Origin of the sequence: Paenisporosarcina sp. TG20, from assembly GCF_000286315.1 — a bacterium.
Classification (GTDB): domain Bacteria; phylum Bacillota; class Bacilli; order Bacillales_A; family Planococcaceae; genus Paenisporosarcina.
On the sequence record NZ_ALJG01000356.1, the window covers coordinates 31610 to 45051 of the forward strand.

Annotated in this window: 14 protein-coding genes and 1 pseudogene; 4 read left to right on the plus strand and 11 right to left on the minus strand. The window is 34.8% G+C overall.

Features of this window, described 5'->3' with window-relative positions; genetic code table 11:
* Positions 1–15: 15 nt before the first annotated feature.
* Entirely contained in the window at positions 16–522 is a 507-nt protein-coding gene (locus B371_RS0118370) for a hypothetical protein (protein ID WP_019415782.1), read from the minus strand.
* Between the two features lie 17 nt (positions 523–539).
* Here B371_RS0118370 and B371_RS23105 point away from each other — a divergent pair.
* Positions 540–1724, plus strand: a pseudogene (locus B371_RS23105) (transposase); the annotation flags it as partial.
* 237 nt (positions 1725–1961) lie between these two features.
* Here B371_RS23105 and B371_RS0118385 read toward each other — a convergent pair.
* The 8 genes from B371_RS0118385 to B371_RS23840 form a co-directional block, all read right to left on the minus strand.
* Positions 1962–2450, minus strand: a complete 489-nt coding sequence (locus tag B371_RS0118385) for a DUF1456 family protein (RefSeq protein ID WP_019415785.1) — start codon at positions 2448–2450, stop codon at positions 1962–1964.
* Between the two features lie 237 nt (positions 2451–2687).
* Positions 2688–3233 carry a GNAT family N-acetyltransferase gene (locus B371_RS0118390; protein WP_050995814.1) on the minus strand — a complete coding sequence of 182 codons (546 nt, stop codon included), beginning with the start codon at positions 3231–3233 and terminating at the stop codon, positions 2688–2690.
* A 180-nt stretch (positions 3234–3413) separates the two neighbouring features.
* Positions 3414–4259 carry a hypothetical protein gene (locus tag B371_RS23830; RefSeq protein ID WP_019415787.1) on the minus strand — a complete coding sequence of 282 codons (846 nt, stop codon included), beginning with the start codon at positions 4257–4259 and terminating at the stop codon, positions 3414–3416.
* Positions 4260–4310: 51 nt separating this feature from the next.
* Positions 4311–4934, minus strand: coding sequence for a hypothetical protein (locus B371_RS23835; protein ID WP_019415788.1), 624 nt, complete (start codon positions 4932–4934; stop codon positions 4311–4313).
* Between the two features lie 113 nt (positions 4935–5047).
* Positions 5048–5503: a GNAT family N-acetyltransferase gene (locus tag B371_RS0118400; protein WP_019415789.1), complete on the minus strand. Its 456-nt coding sequence runs from the start codon at positions 5501–5503 to the stop codon at positions 5048–5050.
* A gap of 66 nt (positions 5504–5569) precedes the next feature.
* Positions 5570–5878 carry a hypothetical protein gene (locus B371_RS24180; protein ID WP_237721558.1) on the minus strand — a complete coding sequence of 103 codons (309 nt, stop codon included), beginning with the start codon at positions 5876–5878 and terminating at the stop codon, positions 5570–5572.
* 191 nt (positions 5879–6069) lie between these two features.
* Positions 6070–6690: a YndJ family transporter gene (locus B371_RS24185; RefSeq protein WP_237721559.1), complete on the minus strand. Its 621-nt coding sequence runs from the start codon at positions 6688–6690 to the stop codon at positions 6070–6072.
* A 29-nt stretch (positions 6691–6719) separates the two neighbouring features.
* Positions 6720–6908, minus strand: a complete 189-nt coding sequence (locus tag B371_RS23840) for a hypothetical protein (protein ID WP_237721560.1) — start codon at positions 6906–6908, stop codon at positions 6720–6722.
* Positions 6909–8295: 1387 nt separating this feature from the next.
* On the opposite strand from B371_RS23840, the gene B371_RS0118415 reads away from it, so the two are divergent.
* The 3 genes from B371_RS0118415 (at position 8296) to B371_RS24315 (ending at position 10921) form a co-directional block, all read left to right on the plus strand.
* Positions 8296–9597, plus strand: a complete 1302-nt coding sequence (locus B371_RS0118415; protein WP_019415793.1) for a YheC/YheD family protein — start codon at positions 8296–8298, stop codon at positions 9595–9597.
* A 173-nt stretch (positions 9598–9770) separates the two neighbouring features.
* The gene (locus B371_RS0118420; RefSeq protein ID WP_255348677.1) at positions 9771–10628 is read left to right on the plus strand and encodes a YheC/YheD family protein; all 858 of its coding nucleotides are present in this window, start codon (positions 9771–9773) and stop codon (positions 10626–10628) included.
* Between the two features lie 164 nt (positions 10629–10792).
* Complete coding sequence (locus tag B371_RS24315; RefSeq protein WP_019415795.1) at positions 10793–10921, plus strand: hypothetical protein; 129 nt, start codon at positions 10793–10795, stop codon at positions 10919–10921.
* Between the two features lie 190 nt (positions 10922–11111).
* Here the strand turns inward: B371_RS24315 and B371_RS0118430 are convergent, their stop codons facing one another.
* Positions 11112–12092, minus strand: a complete 981-nt coding sequence (locus tag B371_RS0118430) for a hypothetical protein (RefSeq protein ID WP_019415796.1) — start codon at positions 12090–12092, stop codon at positions 11112–11114.
* Positions 12093–12725: 633 nt separating this feature from the next.
* A partial coding sequence (locus B371_RS0118435) for an IS4 family transposase (RefSeq protein WP_019415797.1) occupies positions 12726–13442 on the minus strand: 717 nt, incomplete at its 5' end.

Here is a 13442-nt window from a genome sequence, read left to right on the forward strand (position 1 = left end):
TGATTATTAGTATAATTATGAATATGAATATTCTAAAATGTATGCTGACAATTCTTTGTTTAGTACCGATAACGTTGTTTCTTGTATGAAACTAGAAATTCTCGTAGCTTCATTAAAATGAGCAGAATATTGATTCACATTCCCTCTATTAAAAGCTTCCACAGCTATAGTACATTCATTAACAAAGCTATCAAGCATATTTTTATAGTTTCTTATCAGCACATAGTTTTGCTCCTTTTCAATGTCCTCAGTTAATCTTCTCTTATTCTCATTTAGCAGATTTCTTTCACGTTGAAACTCCTCCAGATAGGTTTTATCCTTTTCAACAAGGTAGGCATTAACATAATCGACCATTACATTGGTTCGCTGTGATATTTCATTTAGTAAAAGAAACCGTTCAAAGCTAGCTTCATATTCATCCAAAATATCCTCACTGCTATCATATAAGAAGAAAGCAACACCATTTACAAGAACCACGATGATAATAAAATAGATTAATAACTTTGTTCTGATGCGTATCATTGTTCGAAATCCCCCGTTTAGATATGGTGCCAGAAGATGACGTCATCGATCCAAGTTCCCTGACAAAATTCCGTCGTCTACGTCTAAAAGATGTCGGTCTATTAGATATGTTAATTGGGAAAACTGTTGAAATCGCACTGGAAAAGAACATCATTAAAAGTAGTACCATTATTGTGGATGCCACACATACAAAAGCTCGTTTCAATCAAAAGTCACCAAAAGAGTTTTTACAAGAGAAATCAAAAATGTCCGAAAAGCAATCTATAAAATCGATGAGTCGATGAAAGATAAGCTTCCTGCAAAAAATACGACAAACGAGGTAATAAATGAAGTAACTACTGCGAAAAATTAATTGCAGTAATTGAAAAGGAACCACAAGTCGCACAAGTACCCGCTGTCAAAGAGCGTTTAAATATGTTAAAAGAAGTTTTCAAGGATTATCAAGCGCACCTTTCCTATTCGTCCGATAGCGATGTACGAAAAGGCCATAAATCAGCTGATTCATCTTTCTTTGGTTATAAAACACATATTGCATTAAGTGAAGAGCGAATTATTACAGCAGCTGTCATCACGACAGGTGAAAAAAGTGATGGCAAGTACTTACAAGAATTGATAGAAAAAAGTAAACAAGCAGGTATGGAAGTAGACACCGTTATTGGAGATACAGCTTATTCAGAGAAAGCGAATATTGAATATACAAAAGAGGAACAAATTAAACTTGTTTCCAAGTTAAATCCTAATATATCAGAAGGAAATCGAACGGAAGAAGACAAATTTGAATACAACAAGGATGCCGGGCGAATTGTTTGTAAAGCAGGGAATTTAGCAATACGAAAAGCACGAACGGGAAAAAAGGACAAAATAAAAACTAAAAAGAAACACATTATTTTGATATTGAAAAATGCAAGGTATGCCCATTACGTGATGGATGTTATAAGGAAGGTGCGAAAAGTAAAACCTATTCGGTAAGCTTAAAATCCGAAACACACGCGGAGCAACTGGCCTTTCAACAAACGGATGAATTTATCCAGATAGCGAAGGAACGCTATAAAGTGGATGCAAAAAATAGTGAGTTAAAAAATGGACACGGGTACGATACGGTATCGTCTGCGGGTTTATGTGGCATGGAGATACAAGGAGTCGCCACGATATTCGCAGTGAATCTTAAGCGAATATTGAAGCTAATGAACGAAAAAGAGTAAGAAATAGACAAAGAAATAGACAAAGAAAGAAGGCACTTTCTGTTCAAAATCGAACAGAAAGTGCCTTCTTTTTGTTTTGAAAACCAATACGCTATAAAAAAACGTAAGTTTTTCAGTGCCCTCTTTTTTTCGGAAGTAGTCTTTTTTATTGATTATGAACTGGACAATTATTATTACATCATTTCGGCTCATTAAGTACTCATTTTAGGCAGGAGGTGCAGTTACGATGGTCGACCCTTATCCCCTATATTTTATGGCTAATCCTTTTAAGAAATTTCTAGCGTTTTGATCGCCGCACTCTTTATAATTCTTATGTCCTTCTTTCCTTAAAAAAGCACTTAATTCCCCTTTTGTTATAAACACTCCAGCTGTTTCTAATATGTCTATCATATCCTCACTTGTTAATGACAGTGCTATTTTTAATTTCTTTAGGAGGATATTATTAACTCTTTCATTTGTAGAGAATGCTGTTCTTTCAGGTTGTCCGGGTTTAGGCTCTTGTTTTCCTCTTTTAAAAATAATCAAACCATTTAAAAATGACTCTAACATGATATTATCACATTTTATGTTCTCTTCATCTTCATCATTTTCAGGTGTTTTTATGAGTGTCATTAAGACTTCTTCTATTGTTAATTCAATGCCACCAAGTTTAAATACCTCTACCATATCTGTGTTTTTTAGATCCAGAGCATATCTAGTTCTAATTAATATATCATTATTATCCATCATAAAACCTCCTATAACATTACACACATGTTTCATCATTATTGCCCTTATTGAGTCAACCATAACGAAGTAAAATATTTTCATTAAGTATGAGCTTGTGTGTTTATATCTTTATCAATCGATTTCAACCTAATAATAGCACAGTTAATTCAAATTTTTTATAAATGAATCCCTTACTAGCCTATAATAGGATTTGTATCCTTTTGACAAAACAATAGATTTATTCATAATACGTCATTAGGTAAAAATTTTGTACCAGTATAAGGTAATATCAATGTTTGGGTTATAAAACTGTTTTAATGTATCTACACCTCCCAGGACGAATTCTTCTTTGATATAAAATCTGCATGCGATGAGATTATCATTTTGTGCTTCTAAAGACATTCCAATCAAAGAATTCTCTTTTGCCCACTCCTCTCCAACAATCAGCAACATACGTCCTATCCCACTTTTCCGAAATTCTTTCCGAACAGCAATGTTCTCTATGTAAGCATATTTATTCCAGTCTTTTACCAACCTAATTTGTCCAATACACTTTTTATTTTGGTAAGCCAAAAAAATTACTTTGTCTTCTTTATTAATATATTCACTCCAATTGAGATGATCATCGGGAAACTTCATTTCCGAAGTGCGTTCAAATAGCTCCTCCTCGTAAACCCATTCACCCTCTTGAAAACTAGGGATAATCTTGCCAATTATTAAAAACCCTTCATTTGCGTTATTAATCTCCGTGATATGCTTTTCATCAAAGCGCAATATTTCAATCGGTTCAATATTTTTTATATTTTTCACTCCTTCGCAATTGCAGTCCGTAGCATCGTATTAACTATAACACTGACCCTTTCAAATCGGTTTCCGTCTAAATATAGTCTCCAATTTATTTAATGTAGGAGAGTGTATGGACCTATAAAGAGCAAAGGGCCTTAGCCTTTTGCTCTATTTAGAAGTTATAGTTTATAAGTATTAAATTTGCGTATAAAGCGCTGTGTTTGCTAATGTAATTATTGTCAATAGAGTCGTATTTAAAAATGCTGCAACATAAACATTTCCTGTTTTTCTAAATAGGAATGTATTGAAGATTGCAGCGATTGTTAATGTAGGTACTAAACCAATTACGATGATGGATGAAAGCGATTCAGTAGGATATCCTGCTACTCCAGTAGTAAACAACAGTCCATAGTGATAAGCCAAGTAAAGAACTAACCCTCCTACGAAATGTAGAATGGACGAAATATATCCTTTAAATCCTTTAAACTTCTCTCCGGCAGTATTCATATTAACTGAAGTACCTACGACAAAGTAGTAAATAAAGAATAGTGGTGCATATTTTAGTAATGTAATGACATGATGTCCTTCAAACGTCTTAACTGCAAATGTCCATAAACGGAAGTCTGTTTTGAAAACAGCATCGATTACAAAGAGAATAGCATATCCTATAAACACAGCAACGATGGCTGTTACAAGAGTTGCAATAACAGTCTTCACAGTTGCCTTCACACCGTAACTTGCAATAGTTGCTCCTTCTGGTTTCTTCGCAATATAGTGGTTGCTGACCATCATCATCAAGATCACGATCGCTACATTAATTGCCCAGTAAACAAGCGGGTTTACCGATGGAGCTCCGAATAACTCAGTTGTTACAATTAATTTCTCTTGGTTACTTAAATACCAGTACTGAATCGAACTTAAAACAAGCATGATAGCAGACCATGTTTTGATATTTTTGTCTGTATTTTTGACAAGCTGATAAATTAGAACAATAACTGATGTAATAATCAAGATAATACTAATTTGGCTGGTTAATCTCATTCCATAAGCATCACCGCTAAACCATGCACTGAAGAATAATGCTGGGAATAATCAACCGAAGATAAGTAAGATATAACTTGCTACATTAGAACCCGTTGTTTTGGGTGTAGGTAGTGCTGTTGGTTTTTCTGTATAAATATTTTTCAAGAATGGTAATTTCGTTAGTAGTAGAATTAATGGAATAAAGAGTAGGAAAAATCCGATTAGAGCAACAAATGAGAACCACTCTTTAAACATCCAAGTTTGTCCATCTTCACCAATCGCTACAAGATTGTCATAGCCTGCAAATGTCATATCATAAAAGTCAATTGCATGACCAGTTGACGTTGTTGAGAAGTGGTTCCATGGATGTGTTTCATTTGGTTGATAAATAATTCGTTCTCCACCATTAACCTCATAAACTTCACCGGCTTGCGAATTTTCAGGATTACCTAAAAATGCTTGTCCTTCTTCTGTCGCAACATAATTTTTTTTCACAACAGGTTGTCCAGCTGCACTTGCTACATTATCAAAGAAAAATTCGTCATATACACCAGCAATTTTCCCAGATGTTCTTGGACCGTAGGAGTTATTGATGTCTTCGGCGGTAAGTCCTAGATATGTTAACCACAAATAGTCAGAACCCATTGTAAGGGAACTTGCGATTTTTCTAATTGTGTTTTTTATATAACCCAAAATTTACTGCTATTCCAATTAACAATATAAAAATTGAAGGTAATAATCCATATAAACTTACTTGAATAAGTAAAAAATCATTCCAAGCATCGAACCTTTTAGGTAAATCAAATTCAATACTCCTTTGTCATAAATACACTATTTGGGTCCTCAGTATAATCGGAAAATGGATTGCAATATGTGAACCCAAAACTTGCATATAGTCTTCTTGCGGGTTTGAAAGTATCCATTGATCCCGTTTCCAAACTTAACCTCCGATATCCACGTAGCTTGGCTTCTTTAATCATGTGTTGAAGTAGTCTTTTTGCTACACCCTTCCTTAGATGTAATGAAGATGTTCGCATTGATTTTATCTCTCCATGTTGATCATCAAGTTCTTTAAGTGCCCCACATCCAACTAACTCATTTCCTTCCCAAGCACTCCAGAATGTAATCTTTGGACCTTTCAATTGTTCAAGATTTAGTGCATGTATACTTTCTGGTGGGGAATTCAATGTCATACTATGAAGATGCTCCCTTACCAATTTAGTAACTTCAGCTCCAGTTAAATCATCTATCTTAAAATCCATATAAAATCCCTCCGTAGTCTCTAAATTAAAAAAATAGTTAGCCTCTTCAATTACACTGTCACTACCTTATTGACGTAAAGCACCAGTGCGTATAATTTTAAGCTGATTACTGTTTATTTTCTCTTTTATAACATAATCGATATGTAAAAAGTGGAGTCCAAATAACGTCATATCATGTGTAGCTATTAAGTCTCCGTTTTTCTCCTTTATCGTAAAATTCTCATGCAGGGGCAATTTGATAATATATCGACCAATCGCCAAATAGGTTCCAGAGTCTCCATCTCCATTGCTTGTTAGGTTAAGCCTTTCATTTTCAGCAGACAATTGTAGAATTCCGTGCATCGATGAAAATGGCAAAGGCAATGCGATGTTCATGTACATCTCTCCATTAGATTGGTGTTTTGAATAAATTGCTACAAATACAGTCTCCTCGCCAATCATTCTTTTCCAGACTCTCGGCTTGGTTCTTCCATCGAGATGTTCATCCATCAATGAACTTAGCCTGTCATTTCCATCTGAGCCGACGAAAAAGGCAGATTGAGCTGGCCCATTTTTCGGCTTATAAACTAGTAGATGAATGCAAAAGGCTTAAACCAGGCTGCCCATTTTACGGATGCAAATAATTGGAACCTTCCCGTTTGCTCGTAAAAATCAATTATTTTAACGGGAAGCTTTCTTGTGTCCACATAGTCTTCTAGTTCATCAACCAGTCCCTTGTGCGGAACTTCCGTCATTTTCAATTTTCCGCGTATATTGCTGACCGGAAAACTGAACGATTTTTGTTTCGTGGCAGGCACAAGCAATGCCCAGCCAATTATCGTAAAGGAACCAAATAGCAAGCAATTCAAAAAGCCGTGGACGATCAGCATGGTCGGAATCGTTACCACTGTATTGCCTGAAAAATTACCGTACGCATAAAGGATTGACCCTAAAATTGTTGCGCATAGTGTCACAAAAGGAATTCGGACGATAATCGCCTGTGGTAAAGGAAGCTTCAGACGGAATGTATAAAATGTCACGGCATAGATTGCCAGTACATAAAGCGACACCGAGATGATTTCGATGGTATGTGAAAATGTGATGCCAAGCGCCACTGTCATCGGTCCTGTCGCGATGATGAGTACACATATTTTATAGAGTTTTGTCATCTTTACGCGGCCAATCAGCCCCACTGAAATACAAAGCATAAATGCGGAATAATGAAAATGGATCGCTGTTAACCTGGCATGACTTTTGTTGAGTAGGTAAAGGTCTGCAACGTCTCTCCAGGTAACTTGTCGTTGTATGTTATCGACGAAAAACGCAAATCCCATTGTTCATGCAGTTTTGGCTGCTGGCTATACTCCCATATTCTTTCGATATCATCTTGGATTTCAATTTCCACATAAATCGGTTTTTCCGCCATAAAATTACTCACATCACTTTTTTAAGTATTTAACCATGAATTTCTAATTGCGCATCTTTTATATACTTATATTACCATTCGATATAATGAATCTATAGAGAAATTTCTGTTCAATAAAAACCGCTTGTAAAAGTACAACGTTTACTAACAAAAAGAAGAGAAGAAACTTAATACTAAATTCCTTCTTTTCCGTTGAGAGGTCATATGTAAACTTTCTTATTACAAAAGTGCAGTAACAACTTGAAAGATTAATAGCCGCAGAAGATTCATCACAAAGAAAGCTTCCGATGACTGGATTGAATACGCGGTAATGGATTAAATTCAGAAGCTAATAAGTTTGGAGTATGCTTGTATAACTTGCAGAAAAGGAAGAATGGATAGAGTAGTGTAAGACCCCATCAACTGAAGAAATAGTGGAGTTAGGAGTTCGTGGGATGTGTATCCTACATAATTTATACCAAGTTATAGACTGTGAACAAATATGGATCAATCAAATGCAAGGAATTGCTGTCCTTATCAATGACTCTGCCTAATATATATTTTGAACGAATTTCTTCATCTTCTTCAATATACTTCCCCCTAAGAAAATATAACATATACTAACTATACCAAAATCTCCCCTGTTTTTTTTTACCTATAAACAAATAAATAGATTAATTTGTTATCCATAATGAAGGAGTAAGTATATTAATCTATATAGAATTCATTCTAAAATCAGCCTTTTCAGCTATTAGTTAAGGTAATTACTAAAATTATGTTAATTTCCTCTAATATACGCCTATTGATACTATTAAGCTATTTCATACAATGATAGTAGTGAAACATATTTTAGTATGAATGGCACTATTAACAACGGTTGACTATTTCAAAAAACCGCCGTAAATTAGCTATCGCTTATAGACCATCAATTATATGTTTCTAAAAAACAACCTAGTCCTTTGCCTGAAATGATAAAATAGCAAAAATTTTAAAAAGGTGGTTGTCTATTTCATCATTATACCGTGTTACACAACCCATAATTGGCTTGATTTAGTCCCCCGTAAATGGATATTACTAATCTATAGAATGGTGAAAATAGCTCTACTAGTATTGTTCGCAACTCCAACAACTGCTGAAAACAAATAAATTTTCAAAAAAACAACTAGACCTTCTAATACGAACTCCTACACTATATTATTACTCAAGTCAAATAAGGAAGGTAATTACTTATTACCTATATTCAATCAAGAAGAAATAAAAAAAGTTGGTGGCCCAATACTGTACCCATATATAGAAGCAACTTAGAAAAACTTAATCCTATCCTTTTGCTAGTTAAAAGCAAAACAGTAACCATAGAGTATTTGGTGTCCTTTCCAACAAGTAAAATTATAACTGGAGTGAGAAGAAATTGTATAATATAAAACTGGATACAACGCTTGATTCAAATTTAATTTTGATCAATGAAAACACGCTAAAGAAACTCAACATGTTATCTACTGACTCTATCATGTTGCATTTCGGTCAAATGGTTAAGGAGCTTATTATTCAAATAGATAATAAAATTCCAGAAATAGATATTGTCATTCCAAAAATTCTTACACCACAAATAACCATACCTGATGTACCATATGATTGCTATTTTAATGAAAACCAATTAATAATAGGCCCAGTAATAGGGTTTATTCCACTTAAGGTATTTTACAGCAATCCCCAAAAAATGCTCTTACGTTTTTCAAACTATAATAAGATCAACGGACTTATATTTATTTTTAGACCAAATGATATAGACCATCAAAATAAAACGATAACCGGCTACTACTTCGAACCAAAATCTAAGGAGTTTATTCAAGCAACATTTCCTTATCCAAAGGCTGTTTACTGCAGGAGCAAGGTATCAAAAAAAGTCTACAACAAACTTGGTGGGAATTTATTTAATTTCCCATACACCAATTGCAGTAAAAAACTTTTTAGGAACTTAATGGAAAAAGATCCCCTGTTAAAAAATTATATCCCCGAAACAATAGACTATTCTGGTCTAAAGAGTGTTCTTAATATGCTTAAAAATCATGGAAGTATCTATTTAAAACCGCCAAGACTATCCCAGGGACGAGGAATTTTTCGTTTAAAACTAGATAATGATGATTATGTTTTAAATAATCATTCATTTAGAGAACTTAAATTAACAACTAAAAAGGAACTTTCCAAAATACTAAAGAAAAAAATACACGGAGATTATTTAGTTCAACAGGAAATTTTAAGCATACAAGAGGATAGAAAGATAGACTTTAGAGCTTACTTTCATAAAGGTACTGATAAGCAATGGAAGTTTACCGCATTCGAAACAAAAGTAGGAAAAGAAGGGAGTGTTATTTCAAACTTTAAAAATAGGGATACGATGATGTCAGGTTATGAAGCTCTCCAAGAATTTTACGATTTAAATTCCAAAGAGAGTGATGAAAAAATAAAAGAATTGAGTCGAATATGTATTGAAGCAATTAGGTTAGTTGAAAACAAGATAGGTCTTTTAGGTGAGACAGCAGTAGATTTTATTATTGATAAAGATCTAAAGATTTGGCTCCTGGAGGTACAAGTGAATTTTGCAGCCGATAAAAAACTAACCAGATCAAAATCAGAGAAAGCTATTCTACCTCTAATTCTACCGGTGTCCTTTTTGTATGCAAAGGCCTTAGCGGGGTTTGAGGATAAATAGTTTTAAGCGAAGATACTGCCTTACCCTATCATTGTTTTTATATAATAAACTTTAGTTTTTATTACTATTCTTAATTTATTTACTCCCTGGTGCCACTTATGTTAAATTCCCTATTTTTCTTGTTCCAATAACGAAAGATTAAAAGATTATTAGAAGAAAAAAGTTAAATGTCCATGTATGATCACATTTTTTCATTATATAGAAGTAAAAAAATTTTAGGAGGAGTTAAAATAGACAAGAACGCGAGAACCCCAAGAACACCAAAAAGATTCTCAAAACATCTGATGCAAGATATTCTCTTGCAGAATGATGTAGTTAAAGAGACTTTACCTGAAACAGAGAAGTTAAGCGAAAAAAGTCTTTGGTCCATGTTATATAAGCATCAAGAAATTATACTCAAAAAGGAAAACTACGGTAAAGGAATTGGAATGTTAAAAGTTAAAGTATTGGAGGAAGGTAATTACGAGGTCCATATTGAAGATGAAAAAAAAATAATCACACAGAAAACAGAACTAAACTCCTATGTTATGAATATCACTAATGGAGAAGATTATTTAGTTCAACAATTTGTTGCTCTTGCAAAAATAAACGATTCGCCTTTTGATATTCGAGTGATTGTTCAAAGAAAATTTGGAACTAATAAATGGATTGTAACAGGTAAGTATGCAAAAGTTTCACAACAGGATTATTTTAAAACAAATTTAGCGGCTGGAGGAAGTGTCCTGCCAGTTGATGAAGCTATAAGGTTATCTTCAGTCGATGACAATATCGACATCTCTACGCTTCTTTCACAGATTGACGAAGTTAGTCTTGAAGCAACCAAACAAGCATGTTCCACGGAAACATTTAAGGATTGGCTAATTTGGGGGATGGATGTTGGAATCGAAAATAATGGAAAGCTGGTTTTTTTTGAAGCAAATGAGGTACCTGGATATAAAGGATTCAAAAACTTACCAGACTTAACAATGAGGAAACGAATTAGAAAAATAAAAGCATACAATCTAAAAATGAAAAATAAAAAGAAAGGATAACCTTTATCCCTAATGCAGTAAAAATTAGTATGATAAGCAATACCTTTATAAATTTATTTTTATTAATAACACTTAAAGTTTCAATTGCAAATACTGAGTATAGCTAAAATTGGGGCCTCTACAGGCCTACTCCGTTTAAAAAAGAGCTGAACGGAGGTTTTCTTATGGGAAATGAACGTTATACAGAAAAACAAATCCAACGCTTAAAGTCGAATCCACAAGTGAAAAGTGTGTCAAATCAAACTAATTCGTATGAACCTGTTTTCAAGTTGAAAGCATTACTAGAGAACTAACTTGGCAAAGGGCATCTACAGATTTTCGTTGAACATAACTACAACATAGATATCCTCGGTTCCCATCACCCCAAGAAATGCTTTTACAGATACCTTCACGGTGGAGCTACCGTGGGAGAGGTAGTAAAGGCTGACCTAAACTTAAAATTGGATTATTTCCTATCACTAGACTTGGGGCTTTCCTGCCCACTCATTTTTGCAAACCTTCCTTCAAGCCTCCATCGTCCAAGATTTCTAATTTTTCCACTGGTCCATCATTAATCTTTACAACTCCCTTAACAATAGCGCTCTTTTCTTCGCCACCTTCTTTTTTATAATGAACGACGACCGAGGTTTTATAGCTTGTCGTTTCATTTTCATGTTGCCCTACTTCAATTTCCCCAACACTCAATTCATATCCATTTTCAGCAGCAATGGCTGGATAGACAAACCCGAATGAGATAATAAAATCTTCCAATCCATCCTTTGAAAAGGAACTATATTTTTTATTTAAATACTCCACAAGAGGCTTATTATCTAATGGATTTTTGGAAACGGCCCACAACTTATTAAGCTTATGATCGGTCCTGCCAAACTGCTCCTGTAGAATTCCCCAAGTGAGTGCTCCCCTATCGCGATCCTTGTTGGAAATTTCGATCATCTCTGTATAGAATCCACTATCACTTAAGCTCTTGACTCCACTGATTTTACCGTTCTCGGACATCGTGACGAAACCGGTCAGTGTTGCAGAGTTCTTCTCCCCCTCTTTTTCATATGTTACATCGACCTTATAGTCGTAGTTTCGCTCAAAACCTTCTTGTTGCTGAATCTGGATTTGATCGGTCTTGAATGTGTATCCGCTTTCATGTGCTTGATAATGATATGTGAATACTAAATTTATTAAAATCAACTTTTGAAATTCCTCTTCCTCTACATAAGGACTAAAGGTTTCATTAATGTAATCTGTATACTGTTCTACTCCTGTCTTTCCGGAATTGGTCATAGCGTCGAACATTTCATTTTGGACTCGTACAGCCTCCTCATCTGGGCCATTATATTCGATTTCCAAGTACTTTTTAATCGTTTCCATATTTGGATCTTCAACCGCTCCTACTTTAATCTTCTGCTCCGAACAGCCTGTCAGAAACAAAGTCAATAGTAGTAAAATGCTACCTACTTTTTTTATGAACATATTGATTCCTCCTTAGTAAAAGTTACATTCATTACCTTGATTACGATTTCAACTTGTGATTGGTTTCATTTTTTGGAAGTTTTTTCTATTACATAGCAGATATACGTAAGATGGTCGGCTACAAGACACTATTCGCAGGGGACTGTGGAGTCATTATTGAAAATTGTGGGGCGCATTCTTCTGCAGAACCGTAGGAATGAAGATAACTGGTGCAAATTTGATTGCGTTAGCAAAATGTTAGTATCTAGTTACACACACATCCTGTGTTGAGTGTATGTGGCGACAGATGAGTTATTGGTGGGTTTATGTAAAATGCTTGGTTAACTTAGAACCAAGCATTTTATTATTTATTTTCCTAATAATACCCTACCACCAGAACCTAAAATTCTAGACATTTATAAAGAATCAAGAAACAATAATTTTAGAATCCTAATATTAGACTCTTAGTATAAGAATTCTAATATTAATATTTATTTTAAGAAGATTCACTAGTGTTGCATAAAATTTGACGGAATATTCAGTCACTAGGTTTTCAATATTTTCGTCAAAAAGGTAAGCACCCGAATAAAGGTAGTACTGTCCATTTGGCAAATTTATACATACAGGCGAGGGCGACAGTTATAGAAAGGATTCCTACGGAACTTTTTTGCTTCTGATTTTACGAAGCCAATATTGGGAATTCCTCCAGAGATTTGCGACCAAAATGCGCGAAATTCGTAAGATTGAATTTTTACTTTTCGATTCCATCTGAATCAACACGTTCAAGCAATAGGCAATCAACGCCAAGTAAATTTGGTTTTTCACGGCGTTTTCACTTTGACCGTAGAAATGCTTAATTTTCACGTGTTGCTTGATCCATTTGAAAAACAATTCAATTGCCCAACGGGAGCGATAGATTTCACTAATTTCCTCCGCTGTAAGGTCGAATCGATTTGTGATTAGACGCAGTTCGCCTCCCTTGCCGTCTGGTATGACGATAATCCGAAAGACATTTTCCGTACAGTTAGTGCTGGATCCAATAAAAGCCATGGTATCCGACAGGACATCGCTTCCTTCTGGAAGAGAAAACGAATAGACGGGATGAAGGACCGAATTCTTCTTCAGCCGGCAAACGAAAAAGATTCCATCGTCTGTAAAGAGGTCGAATCGTTTGTAATCCACATATCCGCGATCGAAAACGTACATGGCTTCTTTGTCATCAACCAGCACTTCCAGTTGATTGCGGTCGTGTGCTTTCGCATTCGTGATGACTTCTTTATCCGGATAATGCGTGCCATTTTCATCGAAGACCAAACGCAGATGCAACTTTACGCCCGCTTTGGTTTCTCGGAATTCCGCCCATTTAAAATG